At 72.5% G+C, this 17,216-nt stretch carries 12 protein-coding genes; 9 read left to right on the forward strand and 3 right to left on the reverse strand.

The annotated features are described in order from the left end of the window. Positions 1-123: 123 nt before the first annotated feature. Positions 124-819: an SRPBCC family protein gene (locus LDL48_RS41815; RefSeq protein WP_225260755.1), complete on the reverse strand. Its 696-nt coding sequence runs from the start codon at positions 817-819 to the stop codon at positions 124-126. A gap of 170 nt (positions 820-989) precedes the next feature. Between LDL48_RS41815 and LDL48_RS41820 the strand changes: the two genes are divergently transcribed. Further along, positions 990-1,592, forward strand: coding sequence for a DUF4241 domain-containing protein (locus LDL48_RS41820; protein WP_225260756.1), 603 nt, complete (start codon positions 990-992; stop codon positions 1,590-1,592). A 466-nt stretch (positions 1,593-2,058) separates the two neighbouring features. On the opposite strand, the gene LDL48_RS41825 is transcribed toward LDL48_RS41820, so the two are convergent. Together LDL48_RS41825 and LDL48_RS41830 are read right to left on the reverse strand one after the other, a co-directional pair. Further along, positions 2,059-2,478 carry a hypothetical protein gene (locus tag LDL48_RS41825; RefSeq protein WP_225260757.1) on the reverse strand — a complete coding sequence of 140 codons (420 nt, stop codon included), beginning with the start codon at positions 2,476-2,478 and terminating at the stop codon, positions 2,059-2,061. Beyond that, positions 2,475-5,033, reverse strand: a complete 2,559-nt coding sequence (locus tag LDL48_RS41830; RefSeq protein ID WP_225260758.1) for a penicillin acylase family protein — start codon at positions 5,031-5,033, stop codon at positions 2,475-2,477. The genes LDL48_RS41825 and LDL48_RS41830 overlap by 4 nt, the downstream gene beginning before the upstream one ends. Positions 5,034-5,291: 258 nt before the next feature. Between LDL48_RS41830 and LDL48_RS41835 the strand changes: the two genes are divergently transcribed. The 8 genes from LDL48_RS41835 (at position 5,292) to LDL48_RS41870 (ending at position 17,185) form a co-directional block, all read left to right on the forward strand. Continuing rightward, positions 5,292-5,999, forward strand: a complete 708-nt coding sequence (locus LDL48_RS41835; protein WP_225260759.1) for a Fe2+-dependent dioxygenase — start codon at positions 5,292-5,294, stop codon at positions 5,997-5,999. 72 nt (positions 6,000-6,071) lie between these two features. After that, positions 6,072-9,206, forward strand: coding sequence for a non-ribosomal peptide synthetase (locus LDL48_RS41840; RefSeq protein WP_225260761.1), 3,135 nt, complete (start codon positions 6,072-6,074; stop codon positions 9,204-9,206). Continuing rightward, positions 9,203-10,516 (forward strand): MFS transporter, encoded by a 1,314-nt coding sequence (locus LDL48_RS41845; protein WP_225260762.1) that lies wholly within the window; start codon positions 9,203-9,205, stop codon positions 10,514-10,516. The genes LDL48_RS41840 and LDL48_RS41845 overlap by 4 nt, the downstream gene beginning before the upstream one ends. Beyond that, a complete protein-coding gene (locus tag LDL48_RS41850) occupies positions 10,513-13,152 on the forward strand; it encodes a lantibiotic dehydratase (RefSeq protein ID WP_225260763.1) in 2,640 nt (879 codons plus the stop codon). The genes LDL48_RS41845 and LDL48_RS41850 overlap by 4 nt, the downstream gene beginning before the upstream one ends. Then, positions 13,149-14,936 (forward strand): amino acid adenylation domain-containing protein, encoded by a 1,788-nt coding sequence (locus LDL48_RS41855; RefSeq protein WP_225260764.1) that lies wholly within the window; start codon positions 13,149-13,151, stop codon positions 14,934-14,936. Before LDL48_RS41850 ends, LDL48_RS41855 begins: the two co-directional genes overlap by 4 nt. Next, entirely contained in the window at positions 14,908-16,164 is a 1,257-nt protein-coding gene (locus LDL48_RS41860) for a cytochrome P450 (protein WP_225260765.1), read from the forward strand. Before LDL48_RS41855 ends, LDL48_RS41860 begins: the two co-directional genes overlap by 29 nt. 2 nt (positions 16,165-16,166) lie before the next feature. Continuing rightward, positions 16,167-16,958, forward strand: a complete 792-nt coding sequence (locus tag LDL48_RS41865; RefSeq protein WP_225260766.1) for a thioesterase II family protein — start codon at positions 16,167-16,169, stop codon at positions 16,956-16,958. A gap of 14 nt (positions 16,959-16,972) precedes the next feature. Next, positions 16,973-17,185, forward strand: coding sequence for an MbtH family protein (locus LDL48_RS41870; protein ID WP_225260767.1), 213 nt, complete (start codon positions 16,973-16,975; stop codon positions 17,183-17,185). Positions 17,186-17,216: the final 31 nt, after the last annotated feature.

Genomic DNA, 17,216 nt, shown 5'->3' on the forward strand with positions numbered 1-17,216 from the left:
CGTGCTGGCCGCGCAACGCCGCGAACGAGCCCGAGTCCGCAGCGAACGCCAGCAACGCTGGGGGCGACCCCGGACCAAGGCAGCCTGACGGGTCAGACCCGGTGAACGTTCGCGGCCAACGCACTAGACGCGGCAGGCGTCCCGCTCCGCCGCGGTCTTGAGTTCCTTCAGCCAGGCCTCAAGGCCATCCCCGAGATAGGCGGTCGCGGTGGGCACGTCCGCCTCGACCTGGGCACCGTTCCAGGTTTCCTCCGTGCGTACCAGCACACCCCGTCTCGTCTCGGTGAAGTTCCAGACGTGGACGCCCTTGTCGATGCTCAACCCGTCACCGACGGCCGGACCCGTCCAGCGGATGCACTGCTGGTGTCTCAGTTGCTGGACCGTGGAGGTGATGACCAGAGTCGTGGCGGGCGTCGTGGGGGTTTCGAGGACCGGAGTGGTCCACCGGAACTGCGACCCCACGCGGAAGCGGCCGGAATCGAGCCTCTGACTGGTGGCGACCGCGGTCTGCCATGCCGGCCAGTCGGCGACGTCGGTCTGCAGGTTCCAGATCGTCCGCAGCGGCGCCTTGATCAGCATCTCGGTCCGGTAGCGGATCTTCGCCGTCGCATCGACGCCTTGACCGCCGCACGTCAGCGGCCGGTGAACGCCGCCACCGGTGGCGGCGTTCGCCTGCGTGGCCACGCCCAGGACACCGGCCACCAACGATGTGGTGAATAGCGCGGCGAATACGCTTTTTCGGAGAGATCGAAGCGTCATTTCTTCTTCCTTGTAGCAGCGCAATCGCCGATCCTTTTGTCCGGCGATTCGCAACAGCATGTCGAGTCGTCTGGCGGCTCGCGTCGGCAATACGTACGTAGGTACGGGATCGGCCGGCGAAATAGCGTTCGTAGTAGCCCTGAAGGATCATCCTGATCTATGTTGCACATCGTCGGACCGGCCATCGGTTCGGCGCCGGATCACCGGCATGCGCATGCGAAAGGTAGGCCGTGCGGAGCTGGGCTGACTATGACGAACAGTTCACCGTCGATATCCGCGGTGACGAGAAGCCGTCCGCGTCGATCGCGCACACCTGGCTGTCGCTACCTACTGGCCGGGTGGTGGCCGCGGACCCGCTAGGGGCGGGGCACGACGATCCCCCGGCCCCCTTCGTTCAGGTCGTGCCGCCTGGCCGCTACCGGGTAGAACTCCTGGTCAGCAACGGTGAAGTCGCCGCAGCGCGCCTTGTGGTCCGGGACGAGCCGGCGGCCAGCTGGGAGCCGGCGCTGCCGGAGGGTTGCCCCGATGGCACCGGGTACGAGGTGAACGCGGGCACGGGGTGCTTCACCGACGAACGGACATTTCGGCATCTCTCCGGGATGCCCGGCGGCGACTGGCAGCTGACCCTGTTGGACGATCTCTCCTGGATGCGGGACGGGCCCACCGTCATAGCCCGCGCCGAGGTGGACGGCAGTTGCGGCGATGAGGGCGACGAGAATGTTCTGGTCGCGTTTCCGTCCGGTGCGGGTGACGGGATCTACGGAACCTGGGTCGGTCGTACGGCGCAAGGCGAGATCACCTGCTTCGTCACCGACTTCTTTCCGGACAAGTAACGCACATTCCACCACCCGCCGGCTATTCGATACTCGCCCTAGGGCATTCCCCAGAGTTGATCGGTCTAGCCTCCATTCGCGGTGGCAAACCGCCACCATGAAGGAGGATATCGATATGCGATCCCGTCTGGCTGTATCAGCCGTGACCACCGTCCTCGCGACGCTGGCTCTGGTATTCGGGCTCGGGGGGACGGCCCAAGCTGATACCCGCCCCCCGGTCACCGACGCGGAGTGTCGAGCGACCGGCGGTGCGGTCTTTCCGATTGGGCTTGCCGGGGCCGTCTGTCTCTGGCAGGGCCCCACCGGATGGGCCGACGGCGACTCCGCGAGCATCACGGACATCCGTCCGTGACCGCGCGGTCCCACCGGTTGCGCGGGCCTGGCAGGGCTTGGTCGTTCTAGCGACTGTGTCCGGTCATCGGCGATAGGTGCGCTCCGTGGGGCACGACAACCGGCCGCCTCCGCTTCACCGAAGCGGAGGCGGCCGGCCACGAACCGGCGTACGCACGATGGCCGCGGGCAACGCGGGCGCCAGGGAGCGGCGCAGCGCGGCCCCGCACCACGCGCCGGCGCCCGCGAGCAGCAACGCGGTCAGGACGGTTGCGACGAGCACCGTCCAGCCGTATCCGGGCGCGTTGATCGCCAGCGCACCGACCAGATCGGCGACGCCACCGAGGGCGCCCCGGACCCGCAGCGCGGTGGCAGCGACCCAGCCGGCGAGGGTGCCGGCCAGGATGGCGGCGAGGACCCGTCCACCGCGCAGGGCCGCGGCGACGGCGCCCGCCACCAACGACGTCGTCCACCACCAGCCCGGCAGCAACAGGATCAGGTCCGCCAGAAAGACGCCGGCCAGGACCAGCCAGTGGACGTGGCGTGCGGGCGTCACGGCTTCATCCTCCAGGTGATCGGTGCCGTTGCGGCGGTGACCTGCGGGCCGTACCGGATCGGCCACAGCTCTCCGGCACGCCAGGGTGTGATGCCGTTGGCGTACCAGGGGGACAACGGACTCTCGCTCTGCCCGCCGGGATAGACGGCGGAGGCCGCGCCGGTGCCCCAGTCCATGATGAAGCGCCAGCTGGCGCCGCCGGTGGACACCGAGGCGTCCGGCTTGCCGTCGCGGTAGAGCGCGCCGGCGGCGACGTTGATGGTGCGGTTGTCGCCGCCGCGCTGGTACGGTCCGGCGTCCAGCGGCGCCGCCTGCAACAGGGACGGAAACTGCACCGCCTGATGCTGGCCGTACGCCCAGGCCGCCAGGTCGGTGCCGTGGGTGGCGGTGAGGTGGGCGACGGTCGCCCGGTACGTCTGGCGCAACAGCGCGGTTGCGTCCCGCCGCGGTTGTCCGGGCGGGGTCAGATGGCGGTTGCCGGGATCGTGCACCAGCCAGCCCATGAGGGTGTCGAGCAGGAGTTCGGTGGGCTGGGCGGCGGTGAACGGATGCAGGGCGAGGTTCTCGTCGTCGGGGGCCACGCCGGCCCGGGCCCAGTGCGGCTGGAAGACGTCGTAGACGAGCCGCAGCGCCAGGTTCCGCATGACCAGCGGTGCCACCTTGCCCACCGCCATGTCGCCGTCCCAGCCGGTCAGCTGGTCGCGTACCGAACGCTCCGTCGTGGAGAGTGAGGTACCGGCCAATGCCCTGCGCAGCAACGGGGTCAGCGTCTCCAGCAGGTGGTCATGCTGGTCGTTCTGGATCCGGCGAACGTCCTCGGCGGTGAGCTTCGGTACCGCGGCCAGCTGCTGGTGGATCTCGGCCGCCCGCCAACCCGGGTCGGGGAAGTTGTACGACGTCGAGTACTGGTACGGATAACGGTTGTCCACCTCGCGTTGGTTCGCCGAGACGACCACCCCGCCGGGCGGATTCACCACACGGGGCAACTGGTCGTCCGGAATCGACCCGGTGACGTCGGCGGACCCGTCACCGGGCAGCACCAGCGCCGGTTCGCTCCCGGGTACCTGCGGAGCCACCCCCACGTCGAAGGCGGCGATGGTGCCGGACCGGTCGGCGTAGACGAAGTTCAGCGCGGGCGCGGTCCACCCGGCCAGGGCCGCCCGGAATCCGGTCACGTCGCGCGCCCGCAGGGCCTTCAGCATGCTCCCGATCTCGTCACCGGGCAGCGCACCCGCCCACCACACCGCCAGGTCCTCGTTCTGCACGTGCACGATCGGTCCGTGCGCGGTCAGCCGTACCGTATGGGTGTGGTCGTCCTGCCCCTTGACCTCGATCCGGTAGTCCAGGGTGTCCTCGGCGCGCCAGGCGCCGCGATGGAAGAACCGGCCCGGCCGGTTCGGGTCTCTCTTCTCCCGGTAGAAGAGCGTCGTCGGGTGCTGCGCGTCGGTGATTCCCCAGCTGATCTGATCGGTCCTTCCCATCAGCGGCACCGGCACACCCGGGATCGTCGCCCCCGCGAAGTGGAATCCGGGGCTGGTGCCCTCGATCTGGTACCACACCGAGGGCAGCGTGAGATCGAGGTGCGGATCGGCTTCCAGCAACGGCTTCCCGCTGGCGGTACGGCTGCCGGCGACGGCGAACGCGTTGCTGGCACCGAAACGGTGTACCGCCATGGGCACGTCCGCGATCCGGGTGGCAGGCTCGGCCCCGAGTGCGGTCTTCCGTCCGGCGGCGTCCCCGGGCGGGGATCCGCCGGCCGGTGACGCCGCGGCGGGATCGGCCCGAATCGGGAGCGGGACGAGTGGGCGGCGCTGGTGGTCGCCGGTGTCGTAGGGAAACTTCGGCCGGGCCGGCCGGGCCGGGAACCACTGGTCGAAGGTGGGCCGGCCGAGTGCGTCGGACAGGCGGGAGAACACCGGTCCGCTGGTGGCGAAGCTGAGGGTCTGGGTCTCCAGCCTCTGCACCACCAGGGTGTCGACCGGGGTCCACGGCTGTGGGGCGTAGCCGAGCAGCTTGACGACGGCGGGGCTCTGGTCGGTGCCGATCACCGCGTTGACGCCGTCCGCGTAAGCGGTCAGCGCGTCCCGGGTGGCACCGGCGGGCAGCATCGCCCAGTCCCGTTCGGCCGCCCGGCGGAGGCCGAGGTCCAGCTCGAAACGGTCGGACTCCAGGCCCGCGGGCCCGAGTACGGCGGCGAGGGTGCCGCTGCCCTGCCGGCGGGCCAGGTCCATCTGCGACAGGCGGAACCGTGCGTGCAGGTATCCGGTCACCCGCCAGAGGTCGTTGTCGTCGGCCGTGTCCACGTGTGCGATGCCGGTGGGCTCGAACCGGACCGTGGCGGGCCGGTGCAGGCCCGGTACGGAATGGTCACCGGAGGTGGTCCGGACCGCGTCGGCGGACAGGTGCCACACCCCGGTGCCGGGGTTGAGGACCGAGCCCAGTGCGGGTAGCGGGCCGGCACCCGCGCCGGTCAGCACCAGGACCGCCGTGAGCGCGACGAGGCTGCCGGCACCGTCCACGGACCGTCGGATCACCCGGCGGGCGGATATCGCCATGACGCTCCTCGCGGTCGGCCGAAGGGGATGCCGGCTGAATCTCGCACGGGCCGTGCACCGGACGCCACGCCATCGGGTCAGGACCGCGGGCCTCCGCAGTCGCGGTCGGGGCGGTGCTGCGGAACGTGCCGGAGCCCGGTCGCCCGGACAGCGGATCTTGCGGATCGATTTGCCGTCGCCGTCCCTGGTGGACTCGACGGCAACGGAGCAACCCAACGGAGCCGCCACCGGCGCGGCGCGACGTCAGGACTCTCACCCATGTGGCCGAGCATCATCACGATCGAGAACTTCCTCAGTAAGACCGAGTTGGAGACGGTGCTGGAGAGCACCGACACGGCCCGGTTCGTCGACGGCGGAGTCACGGCCGGCGGCGGCAACCTGAGCGTGAAGAACAACCGCGAGATGGCCGCGGAGCAGGAGTACGTCGACGTCGTCAAGATCGTCGAACGGGCTCTGCGCGCCAATGTGGAGCTCAACTACACGGTGTTCCCGCGCAGTATCACCCGCGCCATCGTCAGCCGCTACGACCAGGGCATGTCCTACGGCGTCCACATCGACTCGCCGGTCATCGGATTCATGTCGCCGGGTCAGGCCGGCTCGTTCGGACAGAACTATCTGCGCAGTGACTTCTCCATGACCGTGTTCCTCAGCGAGCCGGACTCGTACGCCGGTGGAGACCTCTCGTTCGGCAGCCCGTGGGGCACCCAGACGTACAAGCTGTCCCCCGGTTCCGCGGTCGTCTACCCGACCGGCCTGCCGCACGAGGTCACGCCGATCACCGCGGGCACCCGGCTGGCCGTGGTGCTGTGGCTGCAGAGCATGGTCCGCGACCACGAGCAGCGGCGGCTGGTCAGCGACATCAACCGGCTGGCCAGCCGGTTGATCGAGCGGGATCCCGAGTCCGCCGAGGCGTCGCTGGCCCGGGACACGGCCGCGAACGCGCTGCGGTTGGCCGCCGACGTCTGAGCCGGTTCCCGGATCCGGCACACCACCCGGACCGCCCCGACCTTCCCTTCGTTCTGCCCGTAAGGAGCCACGGTGACCGAGACGGTGCACGGCTATCGACTGTCGCGCCAGCAGAGCTGGTGGTGGCCCGCGCACGCGGCCGGGTGGCCGCTCGCCGCCCGGTGCGACATCACGCTCCGGGGACCGGTCGACGGGGACCGCCTCACGGCCGTGGCCAACCGGGTACTCCGGCGGCACGAGGCGTTGCGGACCACGTTCCCGGTCGTGCCCGGACTTGCCGAACCGGTACAGCGCGTCGCCGCCGACCCGGCCACCGCCGGCGTCCGCGCCGAGTTGACCGGGCCGGGTGACGACGGGAGCCGGACACTGGTTCTGCACGCGTCCGCCATGGTCGTGGACACCGCCGGCCTGGCCGGGCTGTTCCGGGAGATCGCCGCCGGCTATGCGGCGGAGGACGCGGCGGAGCAGAGCCCGCCGGAGGAGACCCAGTACGCGGCGTACTCGGAGTGGCAGCACGATCCGCCGGGAACGCCGGAGGAGGCGGCCGCGGCGGACCGGGGCGCGGCCTACTGGCAGGCCCGCCTGTCCGAGACGGCCGCCACCGAGGTGCCGTACGCGGTCGGACGGCCGGCACCCCCACCGGCCCACGACCGGGTGCCGGTGCACCTGGACGACGACCTGGTGGCGGCCGTCCGCCGGCACGCCTCGGACGTGGGCGCGGGCGTGGACAGCGTGCTCCTCGCCGCGTGGACCGGGCTGCTCGGCGTCCTCACCGGCCACCGCCGGGTGACCGTCGGCGCCGCCGTGGACGGGCGGAGCTTCCCGGAACTGGCCGGTGTGGCCGGACCGTTCACGCGGTTCGCCCCGGTCACCGTCACGCTGCCCGCGGCCGGGGCTGCCCGGGAGCTGACCGCCGAGGTCGCCGGGGTGCTCGCGGCCAACCGGGAACATCAGGACCAGTTGCCGGCCGGTGCGTCGTTGACCGGTGGTGGAGCGCCCACGTTCCCGATCGGATTCGAGTGGGTGGTCCGCCCGGCCCCGGTCGAGGCCGGTGGTGTCGCCTTCGCCGTGGCCGAGCTGACGTCCGCATCGGCACCCACCGAACTCTGCCTGGAGGTCACCGACGGCGATCCGGGCCTGCAGGCCAGGCTGAGCTACCACCCCGGCCGGTTGACCGCCGAGGCCGCGTGGGCGCTCGCCGAACAGTTCCCCGCCGCCCTGTCGCACGTGGTCGCCGACCGCGGCGCCCGGCCGGTGCGGTCGATGGACCTGTACACCGCGGCGGCCGCCGCCACCGTCGACGCCGCGAACGCCACGGACACCGGCGAGCCGGCCCCGTCCTGGCTGCGTACCGTCGCCGAACGCGCCGCCGCGACCCCGGACGCCGTCGCCGTGTCGGACGCCGGCGCCGAACTGACCTACGCCGAGCTGGACCGTCGTGCGGGCCGGCTCGCCGGCATCCTGCGCCACCGCGGAATCGGCCCCGAGGACCTGGTCGCGGTCTGCCACCGTCCGTCCGCCGCAGCGCTGGTCGCCGCGCTCGGCATTCTCCGGGCCGGCGGCGTCTGGCTGCCGCTCGACCCGGCGTGGCCGATCGCCCGGCTCCGCATGATCATGCGCGACGCCCGGCCCGGGCTCCTTCTCACCGAGTCCGCGCTGATGGCGGCCGCCGACGGGGTCACCGGCGACGTGCTGTGCCTCGACGAGTGCCCCGAACTGCTGCACGGGACGGCGGAGGCCCCCGCCGCCGTCCCCGAGCCGGCCGCGCTCGCGTACGTGCTCTACACGTCCGGCTCGACCGGCACGCCCAAGGGCGTCGCGGTCACCCACGGCGGTCTGGACAACTACCTCGCCTGGGCGCGGGACGCGTACGCCATGTCCCCCGCCACCCGCAGCCTGGTGCACACGTCGTTGTCGTTCGACCTGACCCTCACCACCCTGTTCGCTCCGCTGCTCGCCGGTGGCCGGGTGCACTTCGCCGAACCCGCCGGGTTCGAAGGGCTGGTCCGTGACCTGTCCGTGGGCACCGCGACCGACCTGCTCAAGCTGACCCCGGCGCACCTGCGACTTCTCCGGCAGACGGGCGTCGACCCGGAGCGGCTGAGCGGGCTCCGGACGCTGGTGATCGGCGGCGAGGCGCTCGGCGGCGACGTCCTGGAGCCGTGGCGCCGGATCGCCCCGGACGCGACGTTCGTCAACGAGTACGGCCCGACCGAGACCGTCGTGGGCTGCAGCGCCTACCGGGTCGCTCCGGGGCGGTCGCTTCCCGGCCACCCCGCCGTGCCGATCGGCACCCCGGTCGCGAACACCCGGCTGCTGGTCCTGGACCGCGGGATGCGCCGCGTCGGAATCGGCGTGCCGGGCGAGCTGTACATCGCGGGGGCGGGCATCGCCCGGGGCTACCGGGGCCGGCCCGGGCTGACCGCGGAGCGCTTCGTGCCGAACCCGTACGGCGCTGCCGGTGAGCGCCTCTACCGCACCGGGGACCTGGCTCGTCACCTACCCGGCGGGGAACTGGAGTTCCTCGGCCGCAACGACGAACAGCTGCAACTCAACGGGTTCCGGGTCGAGCCCGCCGAGGTCGAGGCGGTGCTCGCGCGGCACCCGGACGTCGCTGCCGCGGCGGTCACCGCGCACACATCCGGCGACGCCGGAGCCCTGATCGGGTACGTCACCGCGGCGCCCGGCGCCCGGCCGGACGCCTCCGAGGTCCGCGAATTCGTCCGTACCCGGCTGCCCGCCCACCTCGTGCCGTCCGGCGTCGTCGTGCTCGCCGAGCTGCCACTCACCGGTAACGGCAAGGTGGACCGCGACCGGTTGCCCGCGCCGGCCACCGCGCCGTCCGGCGAGCCGGAACCGGGCGGCACCCCGACCGAAGAGGCGATCGCCGCGATCTGGGCCCAGGCGCTGGGCGTGGACCGGGTCGGCGTACACGAGAACTTCTTCGATCTGGGCGGCCATTCCTTCCTGCTGGTCGAACTCGCCGCACAGTTAAAGCGCCGGTTCGGCGCGGACGTCACGGTGCTCACGCTGCTGGAGCACCCCACGGTTGCCGGTCTGGCCGCAGCCCTCGGCGGTCAGACCGGGCACACCGGGGACGAGCCCGGTGCGGACGATGCCGCCGGCGGCGACGCCGTGCACCGCCGCGCGCACCTGCGCCGGCAGGCCCAGCAGCGCCACCGGGACCGGCACGAGGCCAGCCGATGAGCGACCCGCCGGACACCGCGATCGCCGGCGCCCGGGTCCGGTACCGCTTCCCGCTTCTGCTGACCGGCCAGACGGTGTCCGCGTTCGGTGACGCGTTCGCCGTGGTGGCGATGCCGCTGCTGGTCCTGCGGCTCACCGGCTCGGCGGCACAGATGGGACTGGTGATCGGCACCTCCCTGGTGGCCCAGCTGATCGCCGGACCGTTCACCGGCACGCTGGTGGACCGCCTGGACCGCCGCCGGGTGATGATCGCGTGTGACTGGGTGCAGGGCATTCTCGGCGCCGCGCTGCCGGTGGCCTGGTGGGTGCTGCACCCGGGACCCGGCACCGGCCTCGTCCTGATCTACCTCGTCGTCGTCCTCAGCTCGGTGGCCGGCACCTGCTACCGGGTGGCCTACCGGGCCGTCCTGCCCGAGCTGGTCGGCCGCGCCGCCCTGATGACGGCGAACGCGCGGCTCGCCACCGCCACCGAGATCGCGTACGGGCTGGGCCCGGCCGCCGCCGGCATCGTGGTGGCCGCCGCCGGCGAGACCGTGGCGATCGGCATCAACGCGCTCAGCTTCGCCGTCTCCGCCGTCGCCCTGCACCTCCTGCGGACGCCCGGACCCGCGGGACCGGCGGAGGCGCGCGGAACGGGCCCGCGGGACCGATGGGCGGGCCTGCGCTTCCTCTGGCGGCATCCGTTGCTGCGCGCGCTCAGCGTCACCGAGTTGTGCAACTCGCTGCTGGCCGCCGGAGTGACCACGCTGTTCATCTACTACCTGCGGCACGAACTGGGCGGTACCAGCGTCGAGGTGGGCGTGGTACTCAGCCTCACCAGCATCGGCGCGGTCGCCGCGGCGTTCGGTGCCGGACCGGCCCGGCGCCGGTTCGGCTTCGGCCGGGCGTGGCTCGGCGGGGTCGCGCTGTCCGGACTGGCCCTGCTCGGCGCGGGCTGCACCGGCGATCTGCGGCTGGTGGCGGTGCTGGCGGTGCTCTTCGCGGCCGGCAACGTGGGCACCATCATCCTGTCCACGTCGGTACGCCAGGAGCTGACTCCCGACCGTCTGCTGGGCCGGGTCACGGCCGCGGTCACCACGGCGGTCCTGGCCGTGGAGGCGCTCGGCAGTGTCACCGCCTCGTCCCTGGCCGACCGGAACTCGGCGGCCGTCACCTTCGTGGTGCTGGGCGCGGCGCACGTGCCGCTGGTCATCGCCGGTCTCTGGACTCCCCTCGGAGCCGGCCGGGAACACCAGCCGGTGCCCGGATCGGAGCCTCCGGGCACCGTACCGGCCCTCGGCGAACCTCCTGCCACGGCGGTCCGCTCATGAGTCTCTGGACTGAGGCAGACTTCCGGCCCGGGACCGCCGGCCCGCTTCCACCGCACGTCGTCGGGCTGCCCGGCGAGAGTGGCTGGGCACTGTGGCGCTCGATCGGTCTGCGCTCGGCCGGGTTCCCCGCCGAGCTGGTGAACGGCCTCGCCGACCCGTCCTGCACCGCAGCGGCGGACCGGCTCTCCGACGCCGAGGGGGAATTCCACCGGGCCCGGGAGCTGGCACTGGCAGCCATCAACGCGGAACTCGACGCCGCAGGATCGCCCGCCGGGGTTTCCCTCGCGCGTCGCCACCCGGACCTGGTCGCGGCACTGCGCGGGGTGAAGGCCGGCCGGGACGTACCGGCCACCGGGCGACCCCCGGCCGACGCCGCACTGGCCGCGATGGCCCACGCCGCCCGTCGCCGCGACGATGCCGCGTCGGCGTACCGGACCGCCTTCGCGGACTCCGGCGAGCACACCACCGCAGCGGTCCGGGACCTGCTCGATCTGCCCCGGCTGCGCGAGGCGATCGCCTGGCAGAACCCGCACGCCTACCGGAACGCGGTGCTGCCGCTGCGGCGGGCGGACGCCCGCCCGTCGCGCAACAGCAGGCGGCGCCAGCACGAGCAACTGATCGCGTTGACCACCGCTCGGTACGCCGTCAAGAACGACAGCATCGGCTTCTTCGGCCCGATCGGCTGGGCCGAGTTCACCGGCCCCGGGCCCGCGCTCGCCGTCGTCGCGGGCCCCGACCTGCTGCGCTCACGTGCCGTCCACTTCGAACAGTGGGCGGTGGACGAGCTGGCGGACGCGCTCGGCGAACGCGCCACGTTCGACCGGTGGGCCCGGCCCCGGCGGCTGCCGTCGGCGCACCTCGACGGCACCGTGCTCTATCAGGATTCGGCCCCCCACGAGCTGGATCCCGCCATGGCCACCGTGCTGGCCGCCTGCGACGGACGGCGTACCGCGGACGAGGTGGCCCGCGCACTGACGTCCGCGGGTGTGCCCGGGCTGGCGGACCCGGCCGGCGTCCTGCGCTGTCTGCACCGGCTGCGCGCCCTCGGCCTGATCGTCTGGCGGCTGGAGGTCCCGTTCACCACCGACGCCGACGTGGCCCTGCGCGACCTCCTGGCGTCCGTGGACGACCCGGCGGTCCGTACGCCGGCCGTCCGCACGGTCGAGGTGATGCGTGCGGCCCGGGACGCCGTGGCGCGCTCGGCGGGCGATCCGGATCGTCTCGACATCGCGCTGGACCGGCTCGGCACCGTCTTCACCAAGCTGACCGGGGCGGCGCCCACCCGGCACGCCGGGCAGACGTACGCCGCCCGCACGCTCGTCTACGAGGACTGCGTACGTGACGTCGACGTACGGTTCGGACCGCAGCTGCTCCAGGAACTGGCCGCCCCGCTGGCGATGGTGCTGCAGAGCGCGCGCTGGGTCACCTGGACCGTGGCCGAGCGCTATCGGAAGCGGCTGACCGAGCTGTACCACGAGGCCGCCGCGGAGCTGGGCACCAGGCGGGTGCCGGCCACGGAGCTCTGGCGCCGGTTGCCCGAGCTGTTCCGCTTCCTGCACACCGATCCCGGTGCGGACGAGGGCGAGGCGGTCGACGGGGTACGCGACGAACTCACCCGCCGCTGGACCCGGGCGCTCAGCGTCGATCCGGGATCCGGCCGCCGGCTGAGTTTCACCAGCGACGAGGTGGCCGGACGGGTACGGGACGCGTTCGCCGCCCCGGCACCCGGCTGGGAACTGGCCCGCTATCACAGCCCGGACGTCATGATCGCGGCCGCCGACCCGGAGGCGATCCGGCGCGGTGACTACCTCTTCGTGCTCGGTGAGGTGCACATCGCCTCGAACACGCTCGGAGCCGCGCTGTTCGTCGACGCCCACCCGGACGGCGCACGGTTCGCCGACTGGACCGCCGACGACCTCCCGGAGCCGTCGGTCACCGCGGTGTCCCCGCGGCAGTGGCGCGGCACCACCTCCCGCACGCGGGCCGGGATACGCCTGGCACACGACTACTTCCTGCTGATGTCCGACGAGTTCGTGGCGGATCCCGCGATTCCCGCTGAGCACCTGCTAGCCATCGGCGAGCTCTACTTCGAGGAGTCCGGCGGGCAGCTGCGGGTCTCGACCTACGACGGGCGCTTCGCCAGGGGCGCCGACCACCTGCTCGGCGAGCTGATGTCGCAGGACGTCCTCAACGCGTTCCGGATGTGCGCGCCGCGCGGCCATGTCCCGCGCATCACCATCGACCGCCTCGTCGTGCAACGCGAGACCTGGCGGGTCCCCGTCGGCGATCTGGTCTTCCCCGCGGCCGGCACCGACGCCGAACGCTTCCGCCTCGCACGGTCGTGGGCGGCCGGTCTGGGGCTGCCCCGCCGAGTGTTCTACCGGGTCGCCACCGAGGACAAACCGATCCTGCTGGACCTGCAGAGCCCCGTCCTGGTGGAGATCTTCGCCAAGGTGCTGCGCCGGGCCGTACGCCGCGGCCCGCCCGGGATCGAACTCGTCGTCACCGAGATGGTGCCCGGCGTCGAGGACGCCTGGCTGACCGACGCGGACGGGCAGCACTACACGAGCGAATTGCGGATCGTCGCGGTCGACCAGGCCGGCCGACCCGACGAGGGCAGGAGAACACGGTCATGACGATCCATGCGCTGTTTCGCGCGCAGGCCGGACGCACCCCGGAGGCGGTGGCGCTGTCCGGCGGCGGTACGACGATGAGCTACCGGCACCTCGACGAACACAGCGACCTGGTGGCCGGCCGGCTCGCCGCGGCGGGGGCGGGCCCGGAGAAGGTCGTCGCGATCTGCGCCGACCGCTCCCCCGGCCTCATCAGCACCCTGCTCGCGGTCCTCAAGACCGGGGCGGCCTACCTGGTCCTCGATCCGGCCGACCCGCCGGCACGCGCCGAGGCCGTCCTGGCCGACTCCGGCGCCGCGCTGGTGCTGGCGTCCGGCCGGCACGCGCGCCGGCTGCCGGCCGGCCCCGCACCGGTGCTACGGCTGGATTCCCTGCTGACCGCGACCGGTCCGGCCACCGCTTTCGCGGCGCTGCCGGACGGAGATCCGGCCGGTCTGGCCTACGTCGCCTACACCTCCGGCTCCACCGGCGAGGCCAAGGGCGTCGCCGTCCCCCACGAGGCGGTCCTCCGGCTCGTCACGGACCCGAACTGGATCACGGTGACGCCCTCGGACTCGCTGCTCTCGTTGGCGCCGATCGCCTTCGACGCGTCCACGTTCGAGATCTGGGGCTGCCTGACGGCCGGAGCCCGGCTGGTCGTGCAACCGGCGGGCCCGGTGACCGTCGACGCGGTCGCCACGACCGTCCGCGACAACGGCGTGACGGTGCTCTGGCTGACCGCCGGGCTGTTCCACCGGCTGGCCGACGACCGGCCGGACGCCCTGGCCGGGGTGCGGCACCTGCTCGCCGGCGGTGACGTCGTGTCCGCGGAACACGTCCGGCGGGTCCTGGGCGCGTATCCCGGGATGCTGTTCACCAACGGCTACGGCCCCACCGAGAACACCACGTTCACCACCTGCTGGACCTCGTCACGGCCGCCGGCCGACGACCTCGTGCCGATCGGCCGGCCGATCACCGGCACCCGGGTCCGGGTGCTCGACGAACGACAGCAGGAGGTGCCCACCGGCGCGGTGGGCGAACTCTACGCCGGTGGGAGCGGGTTGGCACGCGGCTACCTGGGCCGGCCGGGATCCACCGCGGAACGGTTCGTGCCGGACCCCACCGGTGAGTCTCCGGGGGCCCGCCTGTACCGCACCGGCGACCTGGTCCGCCGCCTTCCGGACGGCGCCTATGCCTTCGACGGCCGGGCCGACGATCAGGTCAAGATCAACGGCTATCGGGTGGAGCCGCGGGCGGTCGAGGCACGGTTGCGCGCCGACGAGACCGTCCGCGACGCCGCCGTGGTCGCCCGGCCGGCCGGTGCGGACGGCAGGCGGCTGGTGGCGTACGTGGTTCCGGCCGGCTCCACGGTGGACACGTTCCGGCTCGCCGAGAACCTGCGCACGCACCTGCCGCCGTATGCCGTCCCGGCGAGCATCCTGCCCATACCGGCGCTGCCGCTCACCCCGAACGGGAAGGTCGACCGCGCCGCCCTGCCGGAACTGGACCGCGCGCCCCGGGACCTCTTCACAACGTACGTGGCACCGCGCACGGCGCTCGAGGCGGCGCTGGCGGACATCTGGAGCGCCGGGCTGGCGGTCGAGCCGGTCGGTGTGGACGACGACTTCTTCGAGCTGGGCGGCCACTCCCTGCTCGCCGCCGAGCTGGTCCGCCGGGTGCAACGGGAGCTGTCCGTGACGTTCCCGGCCGAGGCGATCTACCTGCAACCGACCGTTGCCGAACTGGCGCGGGTCATCGAAGCGACGAAGGAGGACGACCGTGCGGTTGTCGCCACCGACCGGGCGTGAGCGGGTCGACCTCGACGAGGTCGACCTCATCGACCCGCGGTTGTACGGGGAGGGCGACGCGCATCCGGTCTGGCGGGTGATGCGCGAACGCGCGCCCGTCCGCTGGCAGGACGCCGGACCGGGACTGGGCTTCTGGTCCGTCACGAGCTGGGCCGACGTGTCCCGGGTGCTGCGCGACCACACCGCGTTCACCTCCGAGCACGGCACCCTCCTGAACCTGCTCGGCAAGGGTGACCCGGCCGGCGGACGGCAGATCGCCGCCACCGATCCGCCCCGGCACGCCGCGATGCGCGCCCCGGTGCAGCGGGCGCTCAGCGTGCGGTCGATGGATCGTCAGCGTGACCTCATCCGCGTCGAGGTCCGGCGGCTCCTCGCCACGGTCCCGGACGGTGAGCCCTTCGATCTGGCGGAGGTGACCGGGGCGCTGCCGATGGCGGTCACCGGCACGCTGATGGGCCTGGACCGTTCCGACTGGGGCCCGCTCACCCTGCTGACGAACCGTTCCGTCGCCCCGGACGACCCGGACTACACGCTGCCCGAGGGCGGTGCCGCCACATTGCGGCGCGCACACCGGGAACTGTTCGCCTACTTCCAGAACGTCGTCGACGGTCACCGCGACGACGAGGGCGAGGACCTGATCAGCACCCTGCGCGGCATGGTGCTGGACGACGGGCGGCGGCTGAGCACCGGCGAGATCGTGGCGAACTGCTACAGCCTGCTGCTGGGCGCCAATGTGACCACTCCGCACGTACCCAATGCCGCGCTGATCGAGCTGATGGGCACCGGCGGGTACGCCGAGTGGGCCGAGGGCGGCCCCGGCGTGCTCGCCACCGGCCTCGAGGAGGCCCTGCGGTGGAGTTCACCGGCCAACCACTTCATGCGCCACGCCACCGCGGACCTCGACCTGGGCGGGCGGAGAATCCGCCGTGGCGAGGCGGTGGTGGCCTGGCTGGGCTCGGCCAACCGCGACGAGGCGGTCTTCGCCGATCCGTTCCGGTTCGACGTGCACCGGCGGCCCAACCGGCACATCGCCTTCGGTGTCGGACCGCACTACTGCCTGGGCCACTCGGTGGCGAGGGTCAGCCTGGAGGTCTTCCTCACCGAACTGTTCGCCGAGTTCGAGGACATCGAGCCGGCCGGTACGCCGGAACACCTCTGGTCCAACTTCGTGGTCGGCGTCAAACGACTGCCCGTGGTGGCCCGCCGGCGCGCGCCCGGAGGGCGGTGAGCATGCAGCCCGTTCTCGGCCGGGCCGCCCGGAGCCCGTGGCTGCTGCGCCGTCCCGACCCGCTGATCGGTGCGCGGCTGTTCTGCGTGCCCTACTCCGGTTGCGGCGCCAGCATGTACCACCGGTGGCCCCGGACCATCGGGGAACTCGAGGTGTGCCCGGTGCAGTTGCCCGGCCGCGAGGGCCGGCTGCGCGAACCCATCCCGGCTACCTACGAGGAACTGGCCGCGGACCTGGCCGAAGGGCTGATCCGGTATCTCGACCGGCCGTTCGCGCTGTTCGGGCACTGTGGTTCGGCCCTGCTGGCATTCGAGGTCGCGGTCCGGCTGACCGAGCGGCACGGGCCGATACCGACCGCCGTCGTGGTGTCGTCGCAGGTGTCGCCGACCGACGGGCCCGCCGGGCGGTACCTGTCCCTGTCCGACGCGGAACTGTACGACGAGATGGCCGGGCTCATCCGCCGCGGTGGCGGCGATCCCTTGCCGGCCATGGTGCGACTGGGCCTGCGCACGCTGCGCGCCGACGTCGAGATGAACAAGCGGTACCGGCCCGCGTCGGTGGTCCGGGTCTCCAGCCCGCTCGTCGCGATCGGCTGGAACCAGGACGACGAGGTTCCCGCGGACACCATGGCCGGCTGGTCGTTGCACGGCCCGGCGACGTTCCACCGCCTCGACGGCAGCCACCACCAGTTCCTGGAGGCCCCGCAACAGCTGCGGGACATCATCCTGCACGCCCACCGGGAGGGCGTCTGGGACGACCACACGTCCACCTCCCATCCGCACAGGTCCGAGTGAAGGAGAACACCGCAATGGAGAACGAGGACGACGTCATCTACCGCGCCGTGGTCAACCACGAGGAGCAGTACTCGATCTGGCCCGCCGACCGGGACCTGCCGGCCGGCTGGAACGACACCGGGCACTCCGGCAGCCGCGCGGAGTGCCTGGAGTACATCGACACCGTGTGGACCGACATGCGGCCGCTCAGCCTGCGCCGTCGGATGGCCGAGCAGGGCCTCGGCTGACCGCGCCTACCCACCGTCCGGACCGTCCGCT

It is taken from the genome of Jidongwangia harbinensis, assembly GCF_020216025.1.
GTDB classification, from domain to species: Bacteria; Actinomycetota; Actinomycetes; order Mycobacteriales; family Micromonosporaceae; genus Actinoplanes; species Actinoplanes harbinensis.